Annotated in this window: 24 protein-coding genes and 1 pseudogene; 13 read left to right on the forward strand and 12 right to left on the reverse strand. The window is 69.2% G+C overall.

Going from position 1 to position 26,238, the window contains the following annotated elements; translation table 11 throughout:
* Positions 1 to 166: 166 nt before the first annotated feature.
* The 5 genes from ACFVM3_RS20520 to ACFVM3_RS20540 are packed head-to-tail and all read right to left on the reverse strand — an operon-like array spanning position 167 to position 4,364.
* Entirely contained in the window at positions 167 to 958 is a 792-nt protein-coding gene (locus tag ACFVM3_RS20520) for an alpha/beta fold hydrolase (RefSeq protein WP_378440759.1), read from the reverse strand.
* 31 nt (positions 959 to 989) lie between these two features.
* Positions 990 to 2,036: an NAD(P)H-dependent flavin oxidoreductase gene (locus ACFVM3_RS20525; protein ID WP_378440761.1), complete on the reverse strand. Its 1,047-nt coding sequence runs from the start codon at positions 2,034 to 2,036 to the stop codon at positions 990 to 992.
* Positions 2,033 to 2,758, reverse strand: coding sequence for a CoA-transferase subunit beta (locus ACFVM3_RS20530; protein WP_378440763.1), 726 nt, complete (start codon positions 2,756 to 2,758; stop codon positions 2,033 to 2,035). Before ACFVM3_RS20530 ends, ACFVM3_RS20525 begins: the two co-directional genes overlap by 4 nt.
* Positions 2,755 to 3,615 (reverse strand): CoA transferase subunit A, encoded by an 861-nt coding sequence (locus ACFVM3_RS20535; protein ID WP_378440765.1) that lies wholly within the window; start codon positions 3,613 to 3,615, stop codon positions 2,755 to 2,757. The genes ACFVM3_RS20530 and ACFVM3_RS20535 overlap by 4 nt, the downstream gene beginning before the upstream one ends.
* On the reverse strand, positions 3,615 to 4,364 hold the full coding sequence (locus ACFVM3_RS20540) for an enoyl-CoA hydratase family protein (RefSeq protein WP_378440767.1): 750 nt from the start codon (positions 4,362 to 4,364) through the stop codon (positions 3,615 to 3,617). Before ACFVM3_RS20540 ends, ACFVM3_RS20535 begins: the two co-directional genes overlap by 1 nt.
* A 91-nt stretch (positions 4,365 to 4,455) precedes the next feature.
* Here ACFVM3_RS20540 and ACFVM3_RS20545 point away from each other — a divergent pair, with 91 nt between their 5' ends.
* The gene (locus tag ACFVM3_RS20545; RefSeq protein ID WP_378440769.1) at positions 4,456 to 5,253 is read left to right on the forward strand and encodes an SDR family oxidoreductase; all 798 of its coding nucleotides are present in this window, start codon (positions 4,456 to 4,458) and stop codon (positions 5,251 to 5,253) included.
* Positions 5,250 to 6,155 carry an SDR family oxidoreductase gene (locus ACFVM3_RS20550; RefSeq protein WP_378440771.1) on the forward strand — a complete coding sequence of 302 codons (906 nt, stop codon included), beginning with the start codon at positions 5,250 to 5,252 and terminating at the stop codon, positions 6,153 to 6,155. The genes ACFVM3_RS20545 and ACFVM3_RS20550 overlap by 4 nt, the downstream gene beginning before the upstream one ends.
* A gap of 201 nt (positions 6,156 to 6,356) precedes the next feature.
* Here ACFVM3_RS20550 and ACFVM3_RS20555 read toward each other — a convergent pair whose 3' ends face one another.
* Complete coding sequence (locus ACFVM3_RS20555) at positions 6,357 to 7,229, reverse strand: GNAT family N-acetyltransferase (RefSeq protein ID WP_378440773.1); 873 nt, start codon at positions 7,227 to 7,229, stop codon at positions 6,357 to 6,359.
* 63 nt (positions 7,230 to 7,292) lie between these two features.
* On the opposite strand from ACFVM3_RS20555, the pseudogene ACFVM3_RS20560 reads away from it, so the two are divergent.
* Together ACFVM3_RS20560 and ACFVM3_RS20565 are read left to right on the forward strand one after the other, a co-directional pair.
* A pseudogene (locus tag ACFVM3_RS20560) lies at positions 7,293 to 8,137 on the forward strand (hypothetical protein).
* A gap of 40 nt (positions 8,138 to 8,177) precedes the next feature.
* Complete coding sequence (locus ACFVM3_RS20565) at positions 8,178 to 8,663, forward strand: pyridoxamine 5'-phosphate oxidase family protein (protein WP_378440775.1); 486 nt, start codon at positions 8,178 to 8,180, stop codon at positions 8,661 to 8,663.
* Between the two features lie 276 nt (positions 8,664 to 8,939).
* Here ACFVM3_RS20565 and ACFVM3_RS20570 read toward each other — a convergent pair whose 3' ends face one another.
* The gene (locus ACFVM3_RS20570; RefSeq protein ID WP_378440777.1) at positions 8,940 to 10,103 is read right to left on the reverse strand and encodes a steroid 3-ketoacyl-CoA thiolase; all 1,164 of its coding nucleotides are present in this window, start codon (positions 10,101 to 10,103) and stop codon (positions 8,940 to 8,942) included.
* Between the two features lie 244 nt (positions 10,104 to 10,347).
* On the opposite strand from ACFVM3_RS20570, the gene ACFVM3_RS20575 reads away from it, so the two are divergent.
* The 3 genes from ACFVM3_RS20575 to ACFVM3_RS20585 are packed head-to-tail and all read left to right on the forward strand — an operon-like array spanning position 10,348 to position 13,475.
* On the forward strand, positions 10,348 to 11,574 hold the full coding sequence (locus ACFVM3_RS20575; protein WP_219153239.1) for a cytochrome P450: 1,227 nt from the start codon (positions 10,348 to 10,350) through the stop codon (positions 11,572 to 11,574).
* A 41-nt stretch (positions 11,575 to 11,615) separates the two neighbouring features.
* Complete coding sequence (locus tag ACFVM3_RS20580; RefSeq protein WP_378440779.1) at positions 11,616 to 12,404, forward strand: transglutaminase family protein; 789 nt, start codon at positions 11,616 to 11,618, stop codon at positions 12,402 to 12,404.
* A 48-nt stretch (positions 12,405 to 12,452) separates the two neighbouring features.
* Complete coding sequence (locus ACFVM3_RS20585) at positions 12,453 to 13,475, forward strand: YhjD/YihY/BrkB family envelope integrity protein (RefSeq protein WP_378440781.1); 1,023 nt, start codon at positions 12,453 to 12,455, stop codon at positions 13,473 to 13,475.
* Positions 13,476 to 13,548: 73 nt separating this feature from the next.
* Here ACFVM3_RS20585 and ACFVM3_RS20590 read toward each other — a convergent pair whose 3' ends face one another.
* From ACFVM3_RS20590 to ACFVM3_RS20600, 3 genes are read right to left on the reverse strand one after another with little or no spacing between them, the layout of a single operon-like run.
* Positions 13,549 to 14,712, reverse strand: a complete 1,164-nt coding sequence (locus tag ACFVM3_RS20590) for a thiolase domain-containing protein (RefSeq protein ID WP_378440783.1) — start codon at positions 14,710 to 14,712, stop codon at positions 13,549 to 13,551.
* Positions 14,709 to 15,764: a thiolase domain-containing protein gene (locus ACFVM3_RS20595; RefSeq protein ID WP_378440784.1), complete on the reverse strand. Its 1,056-nt coding sequence runs from the start codon at positions 15,762 to 15,764 to the stop codon at positions 14,709 to 14,711. Before ACFVM3_RS20595 ends, ACFVM3_RS20590 begins: the two co-directional genes overlap by 4 nt.
* An 8-nt stretch (positions 15,765 to 15,772) precedes the next feature.
* Entirely contained in the window at positions 15,773 to 16,801 is a 1,029-nt protein-coding gene (locus ACFVM3_RS20600) for a Zn-ribbon domain-containing OB-fold protein (RefSeq protein WP_378440786.1), read from the reverse strand.
* Positions 16,802 to 16,854: 53 nt separating this feature from the next.
* On the opposite strand from ACFVM3_RS20600, the gene ACFVM3_RS20605 reads away from it, so the two are divergent.
* Positions 16,855 to 18,414 carry an acyl-CoA synthetase gene (locus ACFVM3_RS20605; RefSeq protein WP_378440788.1) on the forward strand — a complete coding sequence of 520 codons (1,560 nt, stop codon included), beginning with the start codon at positions 16,855 to 16,857 and terminating at the stop codon, positions 18,412 to 18,414.
* Positions 18,415 to 18,481: 67 nt separating this feature from the next.
* On the opposite strand, the gene ACFVM3_RS20610 is transcribed toward ACFVM3_RS20605, so the two are convergent.
* Positions 18,482 to 19,270 (reverse strand): crotonase/enoyl-CoA hydratase family protein, encoded by a 789-nt coding sequence (locus ACFVM3_RS20610; RefSeq protein ID WP_192745424.1) that lies wholly within the window; start codon positions 19,268 to 19,270, stop codon positions 18,482 to 18,484.
* A gap of 61 nt (positions 19,271 to 19,331) precedes the next feature.
* Here ACFVM3_RS20610 and ACFVM3_RS20615 point away from each other — a divergent pair, with 61 nt between their 5' ends.
* Together ACFVM3_RS20615 and ACFVM3_RS20620 are read left to right on the forward strand one after the other, a co-directional pair.
* Positions 19,332 to 20,948 carry an acyl-CoA synthetase gene (locus tag ACFVM3_RS20615; protein ID WP_378440790.1) on the forward strand — a complete coding sequence of 539 codons (1,617 nt, stop codon included), beginning with the start codon at positions 19,332 to 19,334 and terminating at the stop codon, positions 20,946 to 20,948.
* A gap of 8 nt (positions 20,949 to 20,956) precedes the next feature.
* Complete coding sequence (locus ACFVM3_RS20620) at positions 20,957 to 22,063, forward strand: NAD(P)H-dependent flavin oxidoreductase (protein ID WP_378440792.1); 1,107 nt, start codon at positions 20,957 to 20,959, stop codon at positions 22,061 to 22,063.
* Positions 22,064 to 22,340: 277 nt separating this feature from the next.
* Here ACFVM3_RS20620 and ACFVM3_RS20625 read toward each other — a convergent pair whose 3' ends face one another.
* Positions 22,341 to 23,147 (reverse strand): S1 family peptidase, encoded by an 807-nt coding sequence (locus ACFVM3_RS20625; RefSeq protein WP_378440794.1) that lies wholly within the window; start codon positions 23,145 to 23,147, stop codon positions 22,341 to 22,343.
* Positions 23,148 to 23,496: 349 nt separating this feature from the next.
* Between ACFVM3_RS20625 and ACFVM3_RS20630 the strand changes: the two genes are divergently transcribed.
* The 3 genes from ACFVM3_RS20630 to ACFVM3_RS20640 all read left to right on the forward strand — a co-directional run bounded on the left by ACFVM3_RS20630 (position 23,497) and on the right by ACFVM3_RS20640 (position 26,236).
* Positions 23,497 to 24,273, forward strand: coding sequence for a GntR family transcriptional regulator (locus tag ACFVM3_RS20630; RefSeq protein ID WP_378440796.1), 777 nt, complete (start codon positions 23,497 to 23,499; stop codon positions 24,271 to 24,273).
* Positions 24,274 to 24,455: 182 nt separating this feature from the next.
* Positions 24,456 to 25,568 (forward strand): TIGR03364 family FAD-dependent oxidoreductase, encoded by a 1,113-nt coding sequence (locus tag ACFVM3_RS20635; RefSeq protein ID WP_378440798.1) that lies wholly within the window; start codon positions 24,456 to 24,458, stop codon positions 25,566 to 25,568.
* Positions 25,562 to 26,236 carry a phosphonatase-like hydrolase gene (locus ACFVM3_RS20640; RefSeq protein WP_378440852.1) on the forward strand — a complete coding sequence of 225 codons (675 nt, stop codon included), beginning with the start codon at positions 25,562 to 25,564 and terminating at the stop codon, positions 26,234 to 26,236. The genes ACFVM3_RS20635 and ACFVM3_RS20640 overlap by 7 nt, the downstream gene beginning before the upstream one ends.
* Positions 26,237 to 26,238: the final 2 nt, after the last annotated feature.

Here is a 26,238-nt window from a genome sequence, read left to right on the forward strand (position 1 = left end):
TCGCAACGTTGAAGGTTGCGAAAGTGGCTTTCGCAACCTCGGCTGCGGTCGGGTCCGGCACCGCCCTGGCGACCATGCCGCGAAAGCCACTTTCGAGACGTCTGATGTCCCGAAAGTGGCTTTCGCGGCACCGCCTCCAGAACCCACAGAGGTCTCGAAGCCAGCCTCAGGCCTCGAGGAGGTCCCGCAGCGCTTCGGTGAACTGGGCGGGATTCCGCTGTGGAGCCAGATGCGCGCCCGGCACCTCCGTGAACGGCAACCCCAGTTCGAGCGCGAGGATCTTCGCGGGCTGGTAGTGGTAGTGCCCCCGGCTGCCGACACCGGCGACGGGGACGATCTCGGTCCGGCTCCGCCGCAGTGCCCGCAGATCGGGGAGGTAGTCGAGGATCTCGGCCAGCTCGCGGCCGAACAGCCGTTTCCAGTCCTCTTCGTTCGGCAGGCGGATCGCGCGCAGCTCGGGCAGCGCGGCGCCGGCGATACCGTCGGTGAACCGTTTGAACGCCCCCATCAGGTCACCCGCCTGCGCGAGCCGGACCTGGGCGTTGGCCTCGTCGAGCCAGCCGAGCGCGTCGGGCAGGAGCTGGATGGCCGGCGGTTCGTGCGCGACCAGCACCGTCGCCGCGTCCGGGTACCGGGTGACGAGGTCGAGACCGATCATGGCGCCCGCGCTGGTGCCGAACACGCTCGCGGGGGCGCCCCCGACGTGCTGGAGCACCGCGTAGGCGTCGTCGGCCTGCTTCGGCACGCTCACCGGGCCGGTGCTCGTGTCCGTGCTGCGGAAGTGACCGCGCCGGTCGTAGGTGACGACGGTGTAGTCGTCCGCGAGCAGCTTCGTCATCGCCCGGAAGGTGTCCGCCGAGCCCAGCCCGCCCGCGATCAGGAGCAGAAGCGGCCCTTCGCCGGTGCTGCGGACGTACAGCTCACCGTCCTCGACCGGACAACGACTCTCCGAGATCATGGCCGAAGTCAAACACAGCGTGCCCGGCCCCTCACTCCGAGCCCAGCCGCCGCAGGATGCCGGTGGCGTCGGCGACGATCGTCTCGATCAGGTCGCCGACGGCGGGCAGGTCGTCGAGGAGGCCGACGACCTGCCCGGATGCCAGCACCCCGGCGGTCCGATCGCCCTCGACGAGCCCGGCGCGCAACAGCATCGGCGTGTTGGCGGCCATCAGGACCTGCGACCAGGTCCGGTCGCCGCCGCGTTTCATCCGCAGCCCCTCGGTGGTCAGCGAGCGCCACGACAGCCCGGTCAGCTTCCGGAACTTCGAGGCGTTGCGGGCGGCCCTGGCGAGCCCGCGCACCGGCCCGGCGGACTCGAGCGCGTCGACCAGTTCCGTCCGGAGTACGCGATGCGGCATACCGTCCACCTTCCGGGTGACGACGGTGCCGTTGAGGTCACGGGCGAGGTACGCCTGCTTGATCTCGTCCGGGACGGTGCTTTCCTTCGTCAGGAGGAACCGGGTGCCCATGGCGACCCCGGCCGCCCCGTAGGCGAGCGCGGCGGCCAGCCCCCGGCCGTCGAAGAAGCCGCCCGCGGCGACCACCGGGATGTCGACCGCGTCCAGCACCGACGGCAGCAGCAGCGTCGTCGCGACCCCGCCGGTGTGCCCGCCGCCCTCACCGCCCTGCACGATGACGGCGTCCGCACCCCAGCCCGCGACCTTCTCCGCGTGCCTGGCCGCGCCGACCGAAGGAACGACGAGGACGCCGTTGTCCTTGAGCCGCGCGATCATGTCCTTCTTCGGCGCGAGTGCGAAGGACGCGACGCGGACTTCTTCGGTGATGAGCAGTTCGACCCGGCGCGCGGCGTCTTCGGCGTCCGCGCGCAGATTGACCCCGAACGGCTGGGACGTGCGGCTCTTGACCTCCTTGACGGCCGCCGCCAGTTCGTCGTAGGTCATCGTCGCGGACGCGAGGATGCCGAGGCCGCCCGCTTCCGCCGTCGCGGACACCAGCCGCGGCCCGGCGACCCAGCCCATCCCGGTCTGCACGATCGGGTGCCGGATCCCGGCGAGTTCGGTCAGCGCGGTCTTCACGACGGGACTTCCTTGTCCCGCGAGGACTTCGGGTCGAGGCTGGTGCGGATCAACCGCAGCTCGCGCTCGGTCGGCAGCCTGGACTCGGTGACCCCGTCGGTGCTCAGCGGGAACGACGTCGCCTCGACGACCTCGTCCACGGAAACCCCCGGATGCACGGACAGCAGCCTCGGCGCGTGGTCTTCGCCGCCGAAGTCCAGGACGCCGAGATTGGTGACGACGCGGTGGACGTCGTGATGCCGCAGCCCCGCCTCACGTGCCCTGGCGTAGCCGACACCGGACACGATGTCGACCTGATCGACGAAAACCCGCTTGCCGTGCCGGGGAACCCAGTAGCTCGTGCGGTGGTTGGCGGTGTTGCCCGGCCCGCCGCGCACGCCGAGAAGTTGTTTCCTGGGGCGCGAATGGTCGCCGATCGCCGAGATGTTCTGGTTGCCTTCGCCGTCGATCTGGTTGGCCCCCATCACCACATGCCGTTTTCCGCGCGGTACCACGGTGTCGAGGACCTTGCGGAACGGTTGCCAGCCTTCGACGACGGCGTCCGGGGTCATCAGATACGCCTCGCCGTCGGACAGCAGGATGTCCGGCTCGAACGTCAGCCTGGCGAGCCTGGCGCCCAGCGACGGGATGAAACCCATGGGGCTCACCACGATCTCGCCGTCACCGCGGAACAGTTCGGCGCAGGCCACGACGGCCACTTCGGCACGGCTGATGTCACTCATGCGGACTCCCCGAATTCGGCGACGGCCTTCTGGTAGTGCGCTTCGTCCCCGGCCAGGAACCTGTCGACGAACTTCGGCCACGCGTCGAGATCCTTGGCCGCTTCGGCGTAGTAGCGCTGGAAACGTTCGTCGCGCCCGTAGTCCGGGACGGCGGTGGTGAAATGCGCGCCGTTCGGCGTCTCGGCCACCCCGGTGACGAGCATCCGGCTCAGCAGCAGGCTCTGCACGGGTCCCGCTTCGGTGAGTTCGGCCGTCTCAACGATCTTTTCCGTGGACACGTAACACTTGTCGGCGGCGAGGGCGAACAGCTCGTCGAAGTACGGATCGGGCCCGAGGTACTGCGCGTTGCCACGGGCGTCGGCGCGGTTGAGGTGGACGAACGCCGCGTCGAGCTTCAGCGCGGGCACGGCCAGCAGGTCTTCGGCGTCGTCGTACGGCGAGCGGACGGTGCGCAGCGACGGGTTCAGGTCCATCACGCCGGAGCCGAGGCCCGCGCGGGTCGGCAGGAACGGAAGCCGTTGCGCGGCAGCGGAAAGCCCGGTCCCGAACACCCCTTCGTCGTACTCCGTGACACTGATCGACCCGGCCTCCCGCACCCGGGAGAACCACGGGTCGTAGGGAATGGAGTCCAGCGTGACGAAACCGAAGACGAGATGCTTGATCTTGCCCGCCGACGCCAGCAGTCCGACGTCCGGACCGCCGTAGGAGACCACGGTGAGATCCTTGACCGGAGACCGCAGGATCGCGCGCACCAGCGCCATGGGCTTGCGCCGCGAGCCCCAGCCGCCGATCCCGATCGTCATGCCGTCCCGCAGTTCGGCGGCGATCTCGTCCGGCGTCATCCGCTTGTCGGCCATCACTTCCCCTTACCGTCCAAGAACTCCTGGCGTGCGCCGTCCGAGACGCCAGCCAGGTTGAGTTCGAAGGTGAATCCCTGCTCGAAGCGGTAGCTGCGGTGCACGGGCTGGACGTCGATGCCGTTGATGGCCTGTTTCGCGGCGCGGATCACGCGGGTGTCCTTCGCCGCGATCTGCCGCGCGAGGCCGAGCGCGGTCTCGTCGAGTTCCTCCCGCGAGACCACGGCGTAGACCGAACCGTGGTGGTGCAACTGCTCCGCGGTGATCGTCGAAGCCGTGTAGTACAAGGCGCGCATCAGATGCTGGGGGACCAGCCGCGAGAGATGGGTCGCCGCGCCGAGCGCGCCGCGATCGACCTCCGGGAGCCCGAAGGTCGCGTCCTCGCTGGCGATCACCACGTCCGCGTTGCCGACCAGGCCGACCCCGCCGCCGAGGCAGAAACCCTGCACCGCGGCGATCACCGGGACGGCGCAGTCGTACACGGCGGAGAACGCCGCCGCGCAGCCCTCGTTCGCGCCGATCAGCGCGCCGTATCCCGGATCACGCTGGATCTCCTTGATGTCGACCCCGGCGTTGAACCCGCGGCCTTCCGCGCGCAGCACCACCACGTGGGTCGCCGGATCGCGTCCGGCGTCGGTGACGGCGGACGCGAGGGCGAACCATCCCTTCACGCTCAGCGCGTTCACCGGGGGCGCGTCGACCGTGACCACGGCGATGCCGGGCTCCGGTGAGTGGGTGGAAACGGTCATCGGGCACCCTTCTCAGCTACCAAACCTAGCACTTGCTTGGTACGTTAGCAGGACGTCCGGCCCGGGTACAGCGACGTGAAGGAGGCCCGGCATGGCACTCGAACTCCGGCTCGACGGCGCCGTGGTGCTGGTGACCGGTGGGGTACGCGGCGTCGGCGCCGGTGTCACCAGGACTTTTCTGCGTGCCGGTGCCGAAGTCGTCACCTGCGCGCGCACCGAACCCGAACGGCCCGTCTGCGCCGGGGACGGCGCGTCGACCTTCATCTCCTGCGACGTCCGCGACCCGAAAGAGGTCGACGCGCTCGTCGAAGAGGTCGTCCGCCGTCACGGCAGGCTCGACGTCGTGGTCAACAACGCGGGCGGCGCGCCGTACGCCGAGGCGGCGAACGCGTCGCCGCGGTTCCACGAAAAGATCGTCGCGCTGAACCTGCTGGCGCCGTTGAACGTCGCCCGCGCGGCGAACGCGATCATGCAGCGGCAGGAAAGCGGCGGCGTCATCGTGAACATCAGCAGCGTCAGCGCGACGAGACCGTCGCCGGGCACGGCGTCCTACGGCGCCGCGAAAGCGGGACTCGACAACCTGACCGCGTCGCTCGCCGTCGAGTGGGCGCCGAAGGTGCGGGTCAACGGGCTCGACGTCGGCATGGTGCGGACGGAGCACTCGCATCTGCACTACGGCGACGAGGCGGGTATCGCGGCGGTGGGCGCGACTGTCCCGTTAGGACGGTTGGCCGACCCGGACGAGATCGGTTCCTGCGCGGTGTTCCTGGCTTCTTCGCTGGCTTCCTACGTCAGCGGCGCCTGCCTGACCGTACACGGCGGGGGAGAGGTGCCCGCCTTCCTCGCCGCTTCCAATTCCCTGGTGAAAGAACGAAAGGAGCCGGTGTGAGCGGGATCGCCGACGGTCGGATCGTGGTGGTGACCGGAGCCGGTCGGGGTATCGGGCGGGCGCACGCGCTCGCGTTCGCCGCCGAGGGCGCGCGGGTGGTGGTGAACGACCTCGGCGCCGGGATCGACGGAAGCGGCGGATCGGCCGGGCCCGCGCAGGACGTCGTCGACGAGATCGAGGCGCTCGGCGGCAAAGCGGTGGCGAACACCGACGACATCGCCTCGTGGGACGGCGCCTCGGCGCTGGTGCGGACGGCCGTCGAGACCTTCGGCGGGCTGGACGTCCTGGTCAACAACGCGGGATTCCTGCGCGACCGGATGCTGGTCAACCTCGGCGAGGACGAATGGGACGCGGTCATCCGTGTCCATCTGAAAGGGCATTTCGCGCCGACACGGCACGCCGCCGAATACTGGCGAACCGAGGCGAAGGCGGGCCGGACGCGGGCGGCGCGGGTGATCAACACCAGTTCGGGCGCGGGGCTGCTCGGCAGTGTCGGGCAGGGGAACTACGCGGCCGCGAAGTCCGGGATCCTCGGGCTCACACTGGTCGCCGCCACCGAATTCGCGCGGTACGGCGTCACCGTGAACGCGATCGCCCCGGCCGCCCGCACCCGGATGACCGAAGTGGCCTTCGCCGACGACATGGCCGCGCCGGAGGACGGTTTCGACGCCATGGCACCGGAAAACGTGTCCCCGCTGGTGGTGTGGCTCGGCAGCGAGGAATCATCCGGGGTCACCGGGCGGGTGTTCGAGGTCGACGGCGGGCGCGTCTCGATCGCGCAGGGCTGGCGGCACGGCGCGGTGCGGGACAAGGGTTCCCGGTGGTCGCCCGCCGAACTCGGGCCCGTCGTGGCGGAACTGCTGGCCGAAGCTCCGGTCCCTGAACCTGTTTATGGGGCTTAGGGTTTCGAGACCCGAGTACATGAAGGCCCCCTTCCCGTACCTAGGCGCAAGGAAGGGGGCCTTCATGTACTTCTGGGTGCGCGCCAGGGCAGGAGGGGAGGGTTGCGAAAGCCACATTCGCAACACCACCCTCGCGGCCGCTGTGACTGCAGGTACCCATGTGGCGGACGTGGCCGATCGTCGAGTCTGTGAAGGCCCCGATCACTCACGAGGCGTCCGCGCCAGGTCCCGGACCTCGGGAAGCCGCCGGAACCCACCCGATTCGTACGTCGCGACGGCGGCGACGTTGGAACTCGGCGTGTTCACGCCCGCGCTCGACGACCCCAGCTCCCGGAGCGCGGCCGCCGCGGCGAGGGTGATCGCCCTGCCATGACCGTGCCCACGATGGTCCCGGTGCACCCCCATCGGCTCGAGGATCCCGGGCTTCCCCTGGCCCGCCGACCACACGGCCACCGCCGCGACGGCGTCGCCCCGCGAGTCGTACCCGACCAGGTACCGGGAGTCGGCGTACGGCGCACCGGTCGCCATCGTGCGCCACTTCTCAGGAGTGAACGTCGAGCCGTCGAACGCTCCTCGCATCACGTCGGCCCATACGTGGCAGTTGTCCGGTCCGATCGTCTCGACCCGCAGGTCCGGTGCCTTCACCGGTTCGGCGAGATCGAGGCTCAGTGGCGTCCACGGTTCGCCGGTGCGCCAGCCGTGCCCGGGCAGCAGATCCTGGAGCAGCGCGTCCATCGGCGCTTCGACGGCCACCTCTCCTGAGGGCAGCACACCGCGTTCCGGCGCGATCACGTCTTCGGCCATCCGCCGCGCCAGTTCCTCGTCCCGGCGGACGTCGGGTGCGGTCGTCACGCGCAGGAGGTCGGCCCCGTCCAGGAGCCCGACGGCGAGAATCCGCCCGTCACGGCGCCAGATCCGGACCGCCTCGGCCGTCGCCTCCGCCCCCGAGCGCCAGAACCAGCCGAGGTCACCGGGATGTAGCTGCCAGGCCACGCCTTCGGATTGCCACTCTCGCAGCGCGTCCACGGCCTCGGGCAGTCCGTCGGGTCCCGGCTTCTCCACGGTGATCGCCATGCCGCGATCACACACCACGCCGCGATCGGCCGCATCCGGTTTTCCGCGCGGCAAGATGGAGGTGTGAAATCACTTCAGCGCCGTCTCTGGGAAGCTGTCGAGCCGCTGCACGCCGTCGTCTACTTCGCCCCGGAAACGGCGGCCGCGGCCAAGGCGGTCGGCCTGCCGAGCTGGTGGATGGGCTATTTCGCCGGCCGGGTCGCGCCGCTCGGGCCGCTGCCGGAACCACCCGCGACCGCGATGCTCTTCGGGTTCGCCCCGGGAATGGTCGCGCGATCCCTGCCCGACGCGTGGAAATACGCCGGACCCGCGGCCGTGCTCCGGAGCCGGTTGGCCGCCGTCGAGGAAGCCCTGAACCGGATCTTGCCCGCCGACGCGCCTCTCGCGGAACTCGCCGATCTTCTGGAACGGCCGTCGCCGGTGCCGACTACGCGGCCAGGCCGCTCGCCGCCGCCTGGTCCTCGGTCACCAGGCCCGCCACGCCCGCCGGCCGGGTCTGGCTCGCGGCGACGGTGTTGCGCGAGCATCGCGGGGACGGTCACGTGCTCTCCGCCGTCGCCGCCAGGCTGCGCGGGCTCGACACCACGCTGACCCATATCGGCAGTGGAGCGGTGACGCGCGAGGTCATCCAGGTCAACCGCGGCTGGTCCGACGAAGAGTGGAACGAGAGCGTCGCGCGGTTGTCCGAACGGGGCATCCTCGACGCCGATCTGACGCTCACCGGCACGGGAATCGCGCTGCGCCAACGGATCGAAGACGAGACCGACCGTCTCGCCGCCGGCCCGCTCGAGGCACTCGGCGAGGACGGGGCCGCCGAGGCCGTGCGGATCGCCGTCCCGCTGAGCCGCCGGATCTTCGACGCTGGAGCGATCCCGCTGCCGAACCCGATGGGGGCGCCGCGGCCCTGAGCGCTCGAAACTGTCGGACCCCGGTGGGACGCTGTTCCGCATGGCGACGTGGCAGCAGTTCAGTGAAGAGGCACCCGCGCTGGCGGAGAAGATCAAAGAGCGGTTCACCGCGGAGAAGTCGCATGTGCTGGCGACGGTCCGGCGGGACGGCTCGCCGAGGGTCAGTGGCAGTGAAGTCGATTTCCGTGAGCGGGACCTGCTGATCGGTTCGATGATCGGCGCGATGAAGGCGAAGGATCTGCGGCGCGACGGCAGGTTCGCGATCCACGCCGCCTCGGCGATCGACGAGGGCGGCGCGGACGCGAAGGTGTCGGGAAAGGCCGTCGAGATCACCGATCCGGCGGAGGTCGCCCGCCTGCAGGGCGACGACGGGGAGGCGCACGTCTTCCGGCTCGACCTCACCGAGGCGGTACTGACCTGGGTCGAGGGCGACACCATCTATTTCGACTTCTGGAAGGAGGGCCAGGGGAGCAAACGGCTCGCGAGGCCGGACAACGGTCCGGTGGTCGAGGTCGGCTTGGGCTAGGAGGGCAGGCAGGTGGCCAGTCGAGAGTGATCGGTCCGGTCACGAGCACTGTGTGGAAATAGAGACAGTGAACGTCCCTATTTCCACACACCTCTCACCCTGAGTGAAGTGGGCTCGGCGCCTGCGCCGCGTGACCTGCTTGCCTTACGCCGCTGCGGCCAACGCGGCCTGGCCCGTCAGAGAAAGCCCGAGTGCATCCAGCACGAGCGACTTTTCGCCGTCTTGCCAGGAACCACGTGAATCCGCCGCGGAGGCAAGGCGGCAGAGCACGCGACGCTAGATCCGTTCGATGATCGTGCCGGTGGAAAGCGCGCCGCCGGCGCACATCGTCACCAGGGCGGTGCTCGCGTCCCGGCGTTCCAGTTCGTGCAACGCCGTGGTCAGCAGGCGGGCGCCGGTGCTGCCGACGGGATGCCCGAGCGCGATCGCGCCACCGTTCACGTTGACCCTGTCCTCGCCGGGCCGGTGTACCCGCTGCCACGACAACACAACTGAAGCGAAGGCCTCGTTGACTTCGAAGAGGTCGAGGTCACCGATCGTCATCCCGGCCTTGGCCAGGACACGCTCGGTCGCCTGCACGGGGCCGTCGAGGTGGTAGTACGGCTCCGCGCCGACCAGCGCCTGCGAGACGATCCGCGCTCGCGGCTTGAGGCCCAGCGCCTTGGCCCGGTCCGAGTCCATCAGGAGGAGCGCGGCCGCGCCGTCGGAGATCTGCGACGAAGTCCCGGCCGTGTGCACGCCGCCTTCGAGGACGGGCTTGAGCCTGGCGAGGCCTTCGACGGTCGTCTCACGGAGGCCTTGGTCGCGGGTCACCAGCCGTGTCTCGCCGGTCGGCGCGCCGTCTTCGCCGAGCACCGGGGCCTTCACCGCGACGACCTCGCGGTCGAAATGCCCCGCGGCCCACGCGGCGGCGGCCTTGGCCTGGGACTCGGTGCCGAACCGGTCGACGTCCTGCCGGGTGATCCCGCGGCGTTCCGCGATCCGCTCGGCCGCGCCGTACTGGTTGGGCATGTCGATCGACCACGACTCCGGACGGGGCGTACCGATGCCTTCGCCGCGGTTCGCGCCCAGTGGGACCCGGCTCATCGCCTCGACCCCGCAGGAGACGCCGGCGTCGATCGCGCCTGCCGCGATGAGCCCGGCGATCAGGTGCGTCGCCTGCTGCGCCGAGCCGCACTGGGCGTCGATGGTGGTCGCGCCCGTGGTCTCGGGAAGCCCGGCGTGCAGCCATGCGGTGCGCGTGACGTTTCCCGCCTGCTCGCCCGCCTGGGTCACGGCGCCGCCGATCGCCTGCTCGACCAGCGTGGGATCCAGTCCCGCGCGTTCGAGCAGGGCGCGCTGTGCCGCGCCGAGGATCTCGGCGGCGTGCAATCCCGCCAGGTGACCCCCGCGCTTGCCGACAGGGGTGCGGACCGCCTCGACGATCACCGGACTACCCACGTTCGCCTCCTGGGAAACACTGTTCACTACCTCGAAAAGTAGAACACGTTCTTGATTTGAGCAAGTCGCCGCAGGGTTGGCTCGATTTTGATCACTGGTCGCCGTTCCCGCTCCACGCTGGGGTCGCATGATCGACGGCGGCCGAGTTAACGGGTTTCACTAGAAACTCTTCACTTGGTAAACGCCGTATGCTTCAATCGGGTCTAGAACGTGTTTCATTGGCGAACCGCGTAGGAGGTAGCCCGTGGCCGCTCCCCTGATCCCCGCCGGTTTCGATTTCACCGATCCGGATCTTTACGCCACCAGACTGCCTCTGGAGGAGTTCGCCGAACTCCGCCGTACGGCACCGGTCTGGTGGAACCCGCAGCCGCACAACACCGCGGGCTTCCGCGATGACGGCTACTGGGTGGTCAGCCGGCTCGAAGACGTCAAGGCGGTGTCGAGGGACAGCGAGCTGTTCTCCTCCCGGGAGAAGACCGCGATCATCCGGTTCGACGAGAACATGACCGACGACAGTCTCGAAGCCAACCGGCTGGTTCTGCTCAACATGGACGCTCCGCAGCACACGAAGCTGCGGCGGATCGTGTCGAAGGGCTTCACGCCGAGGTCGATCGCGAAGCTCGAGGACACCCTGCGCGATCGCGCGGAGCGGATCGTCAGCGAGGCCAAGAAGAAGGGCTCCGGCGATTTCGTCGTCGACGTCGCCTGCGAACTTCCCTTGCAGGCCATCGCGGAACTGATCGGCATCCCGCAGGAAGACCGGCTCAAGGTCTTCGACTGGTCCAACCAGATGGTCGCCTACGACGACCCCGAGTACGAGGTCGAACCGCTGGCCGCGTCCGCGGAGATCGTCGGCTACGCCTGGAACATGGCCGAAGAACGGCGCAAGTGCCCGATGGACGACATCGTCACGAAGCTGGTGCAGGCCGACGTCGACGGCGAGTCGCTGGCGTCGGACGAGTTCGGCTTCTTCGTCATCCTGCTCGCCGTCGCGGGCAACGAGACCACGCGCAACGCGATCACCCACGGGATGAAGGCGTTCCTCGATCACCCCGACCAATGGGAGCTGTACAAGAAGGAGCGGCCGAAGACCGCCCCGGACGAGATCGTCCGCTGGGCCACCCCGGTGGTCGCCTTCCAGCGCACCGCGACCAGGGACACCGAACTCGGCGGGCAGCACATCCGCAAGGGCGACCGGGTCGGGATGTTCTACAGCTCCGCGAACTTCGACCCGGACCATTTCGACGAGCCGGAGAAGTTCGACATCCTCCGCGAGGACAATCCGCACGTCGGCTTCGGCGGCACGGGTTCGCACTACTGCATCGGCGCCAACCTCGCGCGGCTGGAGATCGACCTGATCTTCAACGCCATCGCCGACGTCATGCCGGACATCGCGGAAGTGGCCCCGCCCGACCGGCTCCGGTCGAGCTGGCTCAACGGGATCAAGCACTACCAGGTCCGCTACGCCTGACCTGATCGGCCGGACGCGGCCCCGTGGGGCACCATGGGGCCATGGGTCCCCACGTTCAGGTCGACGTCGAAATGTCCTTCCGGGTCACGAAACCCGGCCCCGCCGCGTTCGTGATCGCGCTCGCCGGCGGGGCCGCTCAGGAGGAGTTCGCCTATCCCGCGCCGCCGCGCCAGGTGGCGTTCGAACACGGGAGCCGGGCCCAGGTCGTCGATCTGCCGTCCGGGGAACACGTCGTACGGTACCGGGCCGAACGGTCGCTCGATCCCGCCGACGCCGAGCCGGTCGCCATGGACGACGTCATCCGCTACACCAGGCCCAGCCGGTACTGCCCCTCGGACCGGATGGGCGGGCTCGCGTTGTCCCGCTTCGGCGGCTTGCCCGGCGCGCGCGCCCAGGTGGAGGCCATCGTCCGGCACGTTGGCGAGCACCTGTCCTATGTGGTCGGTTCCGGTTCGCCGACCGACGACGCCGTCGACACCTACCTCGCCGGGGAAGGGGTGTGCCGCGACTACGCGCACGTCTGCATCTCGCTGTGCCGCGTGCTCGACATCCCCGCCCGGTTCGCCGCGGTCTACGCGCCCGGACTGTCCCCAATGGACTTCCACGCGGTGTTCGAGGCCGCGATCGACGGCCGCTGGTACGTGTTCGACGCCACCGGCCTCGCGCCGAGGCAGAGCCTGTGCCGGATCGCGACCGGCCGGGACGCCGCCGACACCGCGTTCCTCTCCACCCTCGGCTGTGAGCTGGACTTTCTCGGCAACACCGTGCTGGCGACCGCGGGTCCGTCGCTGCCGGAGGACGACGGCTCGGGGCTGATCGCGCTCGCTTGATCGCGTGTTGACCACGAGCCGTGACCTCGCTGAGGTAGACATTGGCGTGTGAGGGAGAAGCAAGCACCGACGAAATGGCAGCGGCTGCGTGCCCGCTACCGCTGGCTGGACCACGTGGCGCGGGCGGTGAACCGCTACATCGAGTACGGCGGTTACCACTACGTCGCGTCGATCACCTATTTCAGCCTGTTCTCGCTGGTGCCCATTCTCATGGTCGCGGTTTCGGTGGCGGGTTTCGTGCTGGCCAGCCAGCCGCAGCTGATCGAGTCGATGCTGAACGCGATCACCGGCACGTTGCCAGGGGCGCTCGGCGACAAGGCTGGGGAGCTGCTCACCGGGTTCGTCGAGCAGCGCACGAGCGTCGGGATCATCGGTCTGATCATCGGGTTGTACTCCGGCTGGAACTGGATGAACTCGCTCCGCGACGCGCTCACCGCGCTGTGGGGCCAGAACCGGTCCGATCTCCCGCTCCTGCGCACGATCGCCGCGGACCTGCTCGCGCTGCTCGGCCTCGCGAGCGCGCTGCTGGTGTCCTTCGCCATCACCATCTCCGGGTCCGCGCTCGGCCGCTACCTGCTGGGGCTGGCCGGGGTGGACGACACCGCGTGGGGACACAACGTGCTGTCGGCGATCTCGATTCCCTTGGCGCTACTGGCCAACTGGCTCGTATTCCTCTGGGTGCTCACCCGGCTGCCGCGGAAACCGGTGGGGGTCCGCAGCGCGATGCGCGGCGCGGTCGCGCTGGCGCTGGGCTTCGAACTGCTGAAGCTGGCCGGTGGGATCTACCTGCGCTTGATCGGGAACTCGCCGACCGGGGTCGCGTTCGGCTCCATCATCGGCCTGATCTTCTTCATCTCGCTGGTGGCCAGGATGCTGGTGTTCGTGACCGCTTGGACGGCGACCGCGCGTGACGCCCCGCCGGACCCGGTCCGGCCACCGCCGCCGGTGGTGGTCCGGCCCGTGGTGGCGGCACCGGACCGGCACGGGCTCAAGCCGGTGCTGGTGGGCGCGGTGACCGGGGTGGTCGCGACGCTGGCCGCGCAACGCCTCAGGCCGCGCCGCCGCCCCTGACCCCCAGTGTCATGAACGGTCCGTTACTCGCAAAATTTGCAAGTAACGGACCGTTCATGGCACCACAGGGATATCAGGAACCGGGTTTCGCCGACCCCACCACCCACATCGAGAAGAACTGCGAACCGCCGCCGTACGCGTGCCCGAGCGCGATCCGCGCGCCGTCGACCTGGTAGTCCCCGGCCCGGCCCATCACCTGCTTGGCCGCTTCGGAGAACCGGAGCATCCCCGACGCCCCGATCGGGTTCGACGACAGCACGCCGCCCGACGGGTTGACCGGCAGGCGCCCGCCGAGCGCGGTCTCGCCGGCTTCGGTGAGCTTCCAGCCTTGCCCCTCTTCGGTGAATCCCAGGTTCTCCAGCCACATCGGCTCGAACCACGAGAAGGGCACGTAGATCTCGGCGGCGTCCACTTCGGACAGTGGGTCGGTGATCCCCGCGTCCCGCCACAACGCGGCGGCGGCGTCCCGGCCCGCCTGGGGGTTCACCTGGTCCCGTCCGGCGAACGTGGTCGGCTCGGTGCGCATCGCGGTCGCGTGGATCCACGCCGCGCCACCGGGAACGGCGTCGCCCGAGGCTTCGTCGCCGATCACCATCGCGCAGGCGCCGTCCGAAGACGGGCACGTCTCGTCGTAGCGGATCGGGTCCCACAGCATCTGCGACGCCTGCACCGACTCCACCGTGATGTCGGACTGCCGCAGGTGGGCGTACGGATTGAGGGCACCGTTGCGGCGGTCCTTGGCCGCGACGATCGCGCCGACGTGGTCGGGCGCGCCGGAGCGCCGGATGTACGAGCGCACGTGCGGCGCGAAATAGCCGCCCGCCCCGGCGCCCACCGGCATCTGGAACGGCGGCAGGATCGACAGGCCCCACATGGCGTTCGACTCGGACTGCTTCTCGAAGGCCACGGTCAGCACCCGCTTGTGCACGCCGGCCTGCACGAGCGACGCCGCGACGAGCGCGGTCGAGCCGCCGACCGAACCGGCGGTGTGCACGCGCAGCAACGGTTTCCCGGTCGCGCCGAGCGCGTCGGCGAGGAACAGTTCGGGCATCATCACGCCCTCGAACAGATCCGGCGCCTTGCCGAGGACGACCGCGTCGATGTCGTCCCAGCCGGTCCGGGCGTCGAGCATCGCCCGGTCGATGGCCTCCCGGAGCAGGCCGGGCATGGACACGTCGGTGCGTTTGGCCTTGTGGTGGGTCTGGCCGGTTCCCAGTACGGCCGCGAGGTGCTTCACGAGAGGACCTCCAAGGTCGCGACCAGGTTCTGCTGGAGGACGGGGCCGCTGGTCGCGTGGGCGAGGGTCTTGCGCGCGCTGCCGTCGAGAATGCGGTTCGCCGCCTCGCCGATCCGGGCCAGTCCCGCCGAGAACATCGGATTGCCCGTCAGGACGCCGCCGGAGGGGTTGATCCGCACCTGGTCGCCGAGGCCCAGCGCGTCGCGCAGGATCAGTTCCTGATGCGTGAACGGCGCGTGCAGTTCCGCGACCTCGACGCCGTCGAGGTCGAGTGCCCGCCCGGCGGCCGCCGTCGAGGGCGACTTGGTGAGGTCTCGGACGCCGAGCGCGGGGGAGTCGACGCGGTGCTCGATCCCGGTGATCACCGCCGGGCTGTCGACGAGGTCCGCGGCCCGCTCGGCGGACGCGAGCACGAGTACGGCGGCGCCGTCGGTGATGGGAGCGATGTCGTGGACACGCAAGGGATCCGCGAAATACGGGGCATCCAGGAGTTCGGCGATCTCGACCGTTCCGGAGAGCTGCGCGGCCGGGTTCCGGGCGGCGTCCGCGCGGCTGCGCGCGGCGACCTCGGCGAGATCTTTCTCCGACCAGAGCCCGGATTCGAGTCCCAGCCTCGCCTGGATCCCGGCGACGCTCACCGAGTCCGGCCACAGCGGCGCGACGACGTACGGGTCCATTTGCAGGGCCAGCACCCGGCGCAGCTGCCCGGCGGAAGACTTGCCGAAGCCGTAGACGAGCGCCGTGTCGACCTCGCCCATCCGGATCTTCAGCCAGGCCTCGTACAACGCCCAGGCGGCGTCCATCTCGACATGCGACTCGTGGATCGGCGGGAAGGCGCCGATGGCGTCGACGGCGGCGATGAACGAGAACGCGCGGCCGGCGAGGTAATCCGAGGAGCCCGAGCACCAGAACCCGATGTCCTCTTTGGAGAGACCGGTGCGCTCGAAGACCTCGGCGAAGATCGGCACCAGCATTTCCACGCCGTTGGTGGTGCCCGGGGTGCTGCGGACGTTGGGGGCCTGCGCGAAGCCCACGACTGCTACATCTGGCACGGTGGTCCTCACAGATGGTGGGCGAAGGATTCGTATGGTGCGTCGGGTTCGCCGGTCGGTTCGAAATGGCCGATGTTCTCCAGCGACGTCCACCATTCGTCCCGCGGTTTCCACGCGGCCCGGACCCGCATGCCCATGCGGACGTCGGCGGCGTCGCAGCCGAGGACCAGGTGCAGGAACGCGATGTCCGCGCCGTCGAGCAGGATGTACGCGGCCACGTACGGCGGTTTGATCTTCTGGCCGAGGAACGGCACGTTCACGATGCAGAACGTCGTGACGATGCCGGTGTCGGGCAGCTCGACCTCGTCGGTGGTCGGGACGCCGTCCGTCGGGCAGGCGCCGCGCGGCGGGATGTAGACCTTCTCGCAGGACGGGCAGCGCTGGCCGATCAGCTTCCCCTCGGCGAGCCCGCGCAGGTACCGGCTTTCCTCCGGTGACGCGGAATGTTCGTAGCGCAGGTGGATCGGCGTGATCACCACGCTGACGGGCGCGCCCTCTTCACGTTTCGCGATCGGGGGAGGAGCCTCGGTCGCTTCGGTGTCGGGGCCGTCGGCGGGGACGAAGTAGGCGATGTCGCGGATGTGGCCGACGGTCTCGTCGGCCCAGCGGATCCGGACTCGTTGTCCGGTGTGGACACTCGCGGGGGAGCCGGCGTCGACCGCGTGCAGGAGCGGGGTGTCGGCGCCGTCGAGCCGGATCAGCGCCCACGCGAACGGCCGCGACAACGGCTGGCCGTCGACGGGTTCGGCGATCCAGGACCACGAGACGATCACGCCCTCGGAAGCCACCGGCACGAATTCGGACAGCGCCTCGGCGGTCACGGGATCGTATTCCAGCGGTGGCACGTGGACGCGGCCGTCGCTGCCCCGGACGCCTTCGACGCGGCGCTCGCGCAGGGCGTTGACGAACCGGCCGAGCACGGGGCCGACCGAACGCGTGTAGTCGAAGCCCACGTTGAGCGGGGCCGACAGCGGGAGTTCAGGTGCGCTCACATCCTGAGTGAAACACGTTCTCGATTTTCGAGCAAGACTGCTCATCTGGGCCTTGCTGACGGTTGCTCTTGAGTGGAACGCGTTCTAGATTTGCCAGTATGTCGACTGCCACCGGGACACTTGGGGTCTGGAACATCGCCGCACAGGAGCCGGAGCGGGTCGCGCTCGTCGATCCGGACGGCCGCTCGATCGGGTACGGGGAGCTCGCCGCGAAAGCGAACGCGTACGCGCGGGGGCTGCAGGCCCTCGGGCTCGAAGCCGGGGACGTGGTCGTCGTCCTGCAGCCCAACGGCGACGAGCTCGTCGCGGCGTATTTCGCCGCCATCCAGTCCGGTCTGTACATCGTGGTGGTCAACTGGCATCTGGTCGGGCCGGAGGTCGCCTACATCCTCTCCGACAGCGGCGCCAAAGCGTTCCTCGCGCACGAACGCTTCGCCGATGTCGCGATCGCGGCCGCGGACGAGGCAGGGATCCCGGAGCGCGGGCGGTTCGCCGTCGGCGACGTCGAGGGTTTCCGCCGGATCGAAGAGCTCGGCTCCGGCGAGGGCGACGGACGTCCGGAGCGGCGCACGGCGGGCTCGCCGATGCTCTACACATCGGGCACCACGGGACGGCCCAAGGGTGTCCGGCGGCCGTTGACCGGCGCCGATCCCGACTCCGTCCCTGGCGCGTCGACGTGGTTCTTCGGCATCTTCGGGCTCGCGCCGCACGACGACCACGTGCACCTGTGCGGGTCGCCGCTCTATCACACGGCGGTGCTGAACTTCGTCGCGATTTCCCTGCAGCTGGGGCATACCGCGGTGCTGATGGACCGCTGGGACGCCGAGGACATGCTGCGGCTGATCGAGCGGCACCGTGTCACGCACAGCCATATGGTCCCGACGCAGTTCCGGCGTCTGCTCGCGCTGCCGGACGACGTCCGCGCGGCCTACGACCTGAGTTCGCTGCGCGTGATGATCCACGGCGCCGCGCCCTGTCCGCTGGAGGTCAAACGCCGGATGCTCGACTGGTGGGGGCCGGTCGTCACCGAGTACTACGCGGCCACCGAAGGCGGTGGGACGGCGATCTCCGGGGAGGAATGGCTCAAGAAGCCGGGTTCGGTCGGGCTGCCGTGGCCGGGCTCGACGATCAAGATCCTCGACGACGAGGGCACGGAACTGCCCGCCGGCGAGACCGGCACGGTGTACATGAAGATGGGCGACTCGAAGTTCGAGTACCACAAGGACCGTGCCAAGACGGACAAGGCGCGGGTCGGGGATCTGTTCACCCTCGGCGACGTCGGGCATCTCGACGAGGACGGCTATCTCTTCCTGCACGACCGCAAGGCGGATCTGATCATCTCGGGCGGGGTCAACATCTACCCGGCGGAGATCGAGGGCGAACTGGTGATGCACCCGAAGATCGCCGACGTCGCGGTGTTCGGTGTCCCGCACGAGGACTGGGGCGAGGCGATCAAGGCCGTCGTCCAGCCCGCGGACGGCGTCGAGCCCTCCGAAGAGCTGACCGCGGAGATCCTCGAGTACGCGGCGTCGCGCCTCGCGAAGTTCAAACTTCCGCGTTCCGTCGACTACCTGCCCGAACTCCCGCGCGACCCGAACGGAAAGCTCTACAAGCGCAAGCTCCGCGACCCCTACTGGGCCGGCCACCCCGTCCCCTGACGCGTTTGGTCCTCTGAATGCGGTAGTTCGCCTTCGAACCACCGCATTCAGAGGACTGAACGCGGGGTCAGCGGCCCCGGAAGACGGGCTTGCGCTTCTCGGCGAAGGCGCGGGGGCCTTCCTTCGCGTCTTCGCTCGCGAAGACCTCGATGCCGTACTGGGCGTCGAGCTTGAAGGCCTCTTCCTCGTGCATGCCCTCGGTGTCGCGCATCGTCTTGAGGATCGCGCGGACGGCGAGCGGGCCGTTCGCGGAGATGAGCCCCGCGAGTTCGAGCGCCTTGTCGAGGGCCTTCCCGTCCGGGACGACGTGGCCGATCAGGCCGATCTCCAGTGCCTCGGCCGCCTTGATATGCCGTCCGGTCAGCAGGAGGTCGGCGGCGACGGTGTACGGGATCTGGCGGGGGAGCCGCACGGCCGAACCGCCCATCGGGAACAGGCTCCACCGCGCCTCGGAAACCCCGAACTTCGCGCTCTCACCCGCGACCCTGATGTCCGTACCTTGCAGGATCTCCGTCCCGCCCGCGATCGCGGCGCCCTCCACGGCCGCGATCAACGGCTTCGTCAGCCGGCGGCCCTTGAGCAGACCCTCGATCCTGCTGGGGTCGAACGTGCCCTTCTCGAACGAGTCCGACGGCGAGTTCTTCGACATCGACTTCAGATCCGCGCCCGCGCAGAACGCGCCGCCCGCGCCGGTGAGCACGCAGCACCGGATGTCGTCGTCCTCGTCGACCCGGTTCCACGCCTCGACCATGATCCCGAGCATCTCGCCGCTGAGCGCGTTGCGGGCCTCCGGCCGGTTCATCGTGACCACGAGGGTGTGTTCGATCTTTTCCACCAGCGCGTGCGGTTCGCCCACCGGGACCTCCGTCAAAAGAGTGGCCATTGCCCAGAACGATAACATGTTCTACTTTGAGGAAGTGGCACTCAACATCGCGGATCTACTCGAGCACGCCGTCGACGCCGTGCCGGAGCGCATCGCGGTCGTCTGCGGCGATCGGCGGGTCACCTTCGCCGAACTGGAAGAGCGCGCCAACCGGCTGGCGCACCATCTCGCCGCACACGGCGTGGGACCCGGAGCCCACATCGGTGTCTATTCCCGGAACTCGATCGAGGCCCTGGAATCGATGATCGCCGCGTACAAGCTGCGCGCGATCGCGGTCAACGTCAACTACCGCTACGTCCACGGCGAACTGCGGTACCTGTTCGACAACGCCGACCTCGTGGCGCTGGTCCACGAGCGCCAGTATTCGGACAAGGTCGCCGCCGTTCTGCCGGAGACGCCGAAACTGAAACACGTTGTCGTTGTCGACGACGGAAGCGACGGCGACTACTCGTCCTACGGCGGCGTGGACTACGAAGCCGCGCTCGCCGAAGGCTCGCCCGAGCGCGACTTCGCCGAGCGCAGCGCCGACGACATCTACATCCTCTACACCGGCGGCACCACCGGGTATCCCAAGGGCGTCCTGTGGCGCCACGAGGACATCTGGCGCGCGCTCGGCGGCGGGATCAACTTCGTCACCGGCGAGTACGTCCCGGACGAATGGACGCTCGCCGAACAGGGCAAGTCGGGCAGCCTGGTCCGGCTCCCGGCCGCGCCGCTGATCCACGGCGCCGCGCAGTGGGCCGCGTTCGGCGCGCTGTTCACCGGCAGCCCGGTCGTGTTCGTCCCGCGGTTCGACGCGCACGACGTCTGGAAAGCCGTGCAGGACAACAAGGTCCAGGTGCTCACCATCGTCGGTGACGCGATGGCGCGGCCGCTGATCGACGCCTATCGTGAGGGCGACTACGACGCGTCGTCGATCGTGGCTGTGTCGAGTCACGCCGCCCTGTTCTCCCAATCGGTGAAGCAGGAATTCCTGTCGCTGCTCCCGCATGTGGTGATCACCGACGCGATCGGATCGTCCGAAAGCGGGTTCACCGGCATCGGCATGGTCAGCAAGGACAGCGACCATTCCGCCGGTCCCCGGGTCAACTTCGGCAAGGACGCGATCCTGGTGGACGACGACGGCGCGCTCGTCGAGCCGAAACCGGGCGCGATCGGCCTGATCGCCCGGCGGGGGCATGTCCCGCTCGGGTACTACAAGGATCCCGCGAAGAGCGAGAAGATCTTCGTCGAGGTCGACGGCAAGCGGTACGTCGTCCCGGGTGACTACGCGCGCTACGAGGAAGATCTCACGGTGACCCTGCTCGGCCGGGGATCGCAGTGCGTGAACACCGGCGGCGAGAAGGTGTACCCGGAGGAGGTCGAGGGCGCGCTCAAATCGCATCCGGACGTCTTCGACGCGCTCGTCATCGGCATCCCCGACGACCGGCTCGGCCAGCGGGTGGCCGCGGTGATCCAGCCGCGCTCCGGCAAGGAGATCGACGTCGCCGCGCTCGAAGCGCACGTACGGACCGAGATCGCCGGCTACAAGGTGCCGCGCAGTCTCTGGCTCGCCGAGGAGATCGGGCGGTCACCCAGCGGGAAACCGGACTATCCCTGGGCGCAGCGCTACGCCTCCGAACACGAGCCCATCACGATTCAACCGGCGTAAGGAGTTTCATGCGGACGTCTCTGTGCGACCGGCTCGGGATCGACCTGCCGATCGTCGGGTTCACCCCGTCCGAGCACGTGGCCGCGGCGATCAGCCGGGCGGGCGGTCTCGGCGTGCTGGGCTGCGTGCGGTTCAACGACGCCGCCGAGCTCGACGCCGTCCTGTCCTGGATGGACGAGAACACCGGCGGGAAGCCGTACGGCGTCGACATCGTGATGCCCGCGAAGATCCCGGCCGAAGGGACGTCGATCGATCTCGCGAAACACATCCCGCAGGGGCATCGCGACTTCGTGGAGCGGACACTGCGCGACCTCGCGGTGCCGCCGCTACCGGACGACACCGACGAACGCGCCGGAGTGCTGGGCTGGCTGCATTCGGTCGCCCGGTCCCATGTCGAGGTCGCGCTGAAACACCCCATCCGGTTGATCGCCAACGCGCTGGGGTCACCGCCGGTGGACGTCATCGAGCAGTGTCACGCGAAGGGCGTGCCGGTCGCGGCCTTGGCGGGCAAGGCGGAACACGCCGTGCGGCATGTCGACAACGGCGTCGACATCGTTGTGGCGCAAGGCTACGAGGCGGGCGGGCATACCGGCGAGATCGCGTCGATGGTCCTGCTGCCCGAGGTGGTGGACGCCGTCGGCGACCGCGTGCCGGTGCTCGCCGCCGGCGGGATCGGCTCGGGCAGGCAGGTCGCGGCGGCGCTCGCGCTGGGCGCGTCCGGGGTGTGGATGGGGTCCTTCTGGCTCGCCACCGAGGAATACCTCCAGACCATGGGTGAGTCCGAGGCGATGCAGCGCGCGCTGGTCGCGGCGGGTTCGTCCGACACCGTCCGGACGCGGATCTACACCGGCAAACCGGCGCGGCTGCTCAAGACGCGGTGGACCGAGGCGTGGGCCGCGCCCGACGCGCCCGAACCGCTGCCGATGCCGCTACAGAACCTGCTCGTCTCCCACGCGCACAACCGGATCCATCACGCGGCCGATCCGAGCGTGGTCTCGATGCCGGTGGGGCAGATCGTCGGGCGGATGGACCGCGTGCGCCCGGTCGCCGACGTGATCTCCGAGCTGGTGTCGGGGTACGAGGAGACACTGTCGCGTTTGGACAAGACCCGCTGAGGTTTTGCCGTGAAGGCCTCCTTCCCTACCTTCAGGGTAGGGAAGGAGGCCTTCGCTACGTCGGTGAGGTGAGGCTGGGCCACAGCGGCGGAGTCCGTGTCGCGAAAGCCACTTTCGGGACATCAGACGTCGCGAAAGTGGCTTTCGCGACACGGTGGCAGGGGCGGCCGGGAAACCGCCCTCGCCGCGACCCAGTAGGCCCCGTAAACGAGAAGGTCCCCTTCACCACGCCGTTGTGGTGAAGGGGACCTTCAGGGCATGCCGTGCGGTGGGGGAACTAGAGACCGGCGGCCGCGTTCTTGATCGCGGTCGCGAAGGTGCTCACTTCGGTGTAGACGCCGGGAGCGTGCGCCCGCGCGCACCCCTCGCCCCAGCTGGTGATGCCGACCTGGATCCAGGCACCGGCGCTGTCGCGACGGAACATCGGGCCGCCCGAGTCACCCTGGCAGGTGTCGACGCCGCCGGAGTTGACGTTGCCCGCGCAGATCTCGGCGCTGGCGATCAGGTCGGCGTAGCTGCCGCCCTGCGCCTTGCAGGTCGAGTCGGAGACGAACGGCACGTTGGCCTTGAGCAGGTAACGCTGCTGCGCGCCGCCCTCGGTCGCGGCACCCCAGCCGGCGACGGTGAACGTGCCGCTGTTGTAGGCGGTGGAGGTGGCGATCGGCAGCGTCGGGATCCCGCTGACCGGGCTGGCGAGCTTGATCAGGGCCCAGTCACCGCCGGTGGAGGTGGGGTAGGTCGGCGACCGGTACACGTAGGTCGACTTGACCTTCTTGGCCGCCGTGCTCTGCAGGTCCACGACGCCGAGGGTGGCGGTGATCCCCGTGTTGGCCCCGGTCCGTGACACGCAGTGCGCGGCCGTCAGCACGATCTGCGGGGTGTAGAGCGCACCACCGCAGCCCATGGAAAGCCTTACCATCCAAGGAAATTCGCCCTGAGCGGCGCGAGTGCCACCGACCACGTCGGTGGACGGCGGCTGCGCGGCCGCGGCTTGCGGAGCCGTGGCGAGACCCGCCAGGGTTCCGGCCGCCGCGACGGCGATCAGGGTCTTTTTGAGCAGGCTGAACCGACGCTTGATGTTCAAGGGTTCATTCCTTCCGGCTGTCCACAGTGGAGGCAGGGAGACTGACTGCGGCCAACTGACTACAGCAGGTGGGCATACGCCGGGACAACCAACTTTCTTCGGATCTTTCGGCCGATGGTGGTTATTAACGGACGTCCGGGCCCGGCTGCCGACGAATGGCGTAGTCCGGAGCGCCCAACGCCGCTACTCCTGGGCAGGCGAACGCCGGAACCGCCGGAAGGCTGAACGCTTCGTCACACCTGCCCGTTCCGCCGAACGAGGTGCCCGTTTCGTCCACGAGTGTGAGCGTGGCATGAACACTTCGTTCGGGTCAGTACAGGCATGGGGAAACGGGCCTAGGATCTGGATCGTGAAAGCGCGTTCGCCAAGACTTCATCCACCCGCCGACGGCCCGGTTCGGGACGGAATTCCCGAGCACGGTCGCATTCCCCGCTATTACGCGGTCAAAGTCGATCTGCTCGACGTGATCTCCGAATTGGGGCAAGGAGCGGTACTTCCCACCGAAAGAGAACTGTCCGAACGATTCGAGGTTTCCCGCGCGACGGTCCGCCAGGCCGTCGGTGAACTCGTGCTCGAAGGGCGGCTGAGCAGGCGGCAGGGCAGCGGTACGTACGTCGCGGGCCCCAAACTCGTCCAGCCGCTCGCCTTGGTGAGTTACACCGAAGGACTCAGGAGGCAGGGCATTCAACCCGGCCGGAATCTGATCTCTTTGGAACGCCGGGAAGCGGGCCCGTCCCTGGCTTCGGAACTGGAAATCGATCCCGACGACGACGTCATCCACATCGAACGGGTGCTGCTCGCCGACGACGAGCGGGTCGGGCTGGAATCGACCTATCTCACCGCCGCGCGATTCCCGACGCTCATGGATGTGTTCGATCCCACACAGTCGCTCTACGCCTGTCTGCGCGAGCGGCTCGGGGTCGTCTTCGACGGCGCCGAGGAGCGGGTCGAGACCGTGCTCGCCACGCCACGGGAGGCCCTGCTGATCGGGACGAACCCGGCCCTGCCGATGCTGCTGATGCACCGGACCTCGTGGGGACCCGACGGGATCCCGTTCGAGCGCGTCCGGTCGCTGTTCCGCGGCGACCGGCTCTCCTTCGAGACCCGACTGGGCCGCGTGGAGTAGCCGCCGGCCGCATTCGGTCCTCTGAACGCGGTATTTGCGGATTCAACGACCGCATCGAGAGGGGAAACGGAGGGGTAATGTAACGCGAAGATAACAGGTCTGGTCCACATTTCGGAGGCACTTCACCTGGAGTTAGAACCGGGGTCACGGAGCGTTGGTGCGCGCGGACGAGCGTCTGCGGTGTGCGAATCCTCATCATCGGCGGCGGAGTGCTCGGCACCCAGCACGCCTGGCAGGCCGTCGAACGCGGCCACGACGTCGTCCAGATCGAACGGGAACCCGAGGCCAGGGGCGCCTCCGTGCGCAACTTCGGCCTGGTCTGGGTCGGTGGCCGCGCCAGTGGCACCGAACTGGAGACGGCCGCGCGGGCGCGAGTGCTGTGGGAGCGCATCGGGGAACGCGTCGATGGGATCGGCTTCCGGCCGAACGGCTCACTCACCGTCGTCCGCACGGAGGCCGAACTCGCCGTCGCCGAGGCCGCGGCCGCGAGCACGGAGGACCGCGGTTTCAAGCTGCTCGACGCCGCCGAGACCAGGGAGCTGAACCCGGCCCTGCGCGGCGACTTCCTCGGCGCGCTCTGGTGTGACCGCGACGCCGCCGTCGAACCGCGCGTCGCCCAGCCCGCCCTGCGCGCCGAGCTGGCGAAATCCGGCCGCTACACCTGGGTGCCCGGCCGCGAAATCCGCGACCTGACCGATCGCGGCGTCGTCGACGACGCGGGCGAAACCCACGAAGGCGACGTCGTGGTGCTGTGCACCGGCGCCTGGACCGGCGGCCTGGTCAAGGAACTCGCCGGGCAGGCCCCGGTCCGCCGGGTGCGGTTGCAGATGGCCCAGACCGAGCCGCTCGGGGAAACCCTCACCACCACGGTCGCCGACGCGGACAGCTTCCGGTACTACCCGGCGTACCGCGGCGAGGCGCTCGACGGCCTCAACGCCGGGCAGCCGCAGGGTGAGATCGCCGCGGCCCACAAGATGCAGCTGCTCATGGTCCAGCGCCTCGACGGCTCGCTGACCATCGGCGACACGCACGAATACGACGAGCCGTTCTCGTTCGACACCACCGAAGACCCGTACGACCACCTGGCCGAGGTCGCCGGGGCGCTGCTCGGACGGCCGCTCCCGCGCATCGCCCGCCGCTGGGCCGGCGTCTACGCCCAGACCACCGACACCACCCGGATCGTGCATCGCGCCCGCGTCGCGGACAACGCGTGGCTCGTCACCGGACCGGGTGGCCGGGGGATGACCTGTTCCCCCGCCATCGCCGAAGACACCGCAGAGGAGCTGTCCTGGTGAACACCGAACTCGTCGTCCTCGACATGGCCGGGACCACCGTCGCCGACGACGGCCTGGTCATCCGCGCCTTCACCGCGGCGATCGCCGCCGCCGGAGTGTCCGAAGAGGACAGCCGCTTTCCCGGAATGCTCGACTACGTCGTCGAAACGATGGGGCAGTCCAAGATCGTCGTCTTCCGCGCCCTGCTCGACGGAGACGAGGAACGCGCCCAGCGGGCGAACACCGCCTTCCAGGACGCCTACGAGAAACTCGTCGCCGACGGCCACTGCGAGCCGATCCCCGGCGCCGAGCAGACGATCCAGGAACTACGCGCCCAAGGGGTGAAGGTCGCGCTCACCACCGGCTTCGCGCCTGCCACGCAGAACGCGATCCTGGACGCGCTGGGCTGGCACGGCCTCGCCGACGCCGTCCTGGCGCCGGGCGAGGGAGTACGCGGCCGCCCGTACCCCGACCTGGTCCTCGCCGCCGCGCTGCGGCTCGAAATCACCGACGTCCGCAGGATCGCGGTCGCCGGTGACACCGCTTCGGACGTCCAGACCGGGCTGCGGTCCGGTGCCTCGATCGTCGCCGGAGTGCTCACCGGTTCGGCGAAGAAGTCGGAGTTCGAAGCCGCCGGCGCCACCCATGTCCTCGAATCCGTCCGCGACCTCCCCGCCCTGCTGTCCTAAAA

Source organism: Amycolatopsis sp. NPDC057786 (genome assembly GCF_042797905.1).
Taxonomy (GTDB): Bacteria; Actinomycetota; Actinomycetes; order Mycobacteriales; family Pseudonocardiaceae; genus Amycolatopsis.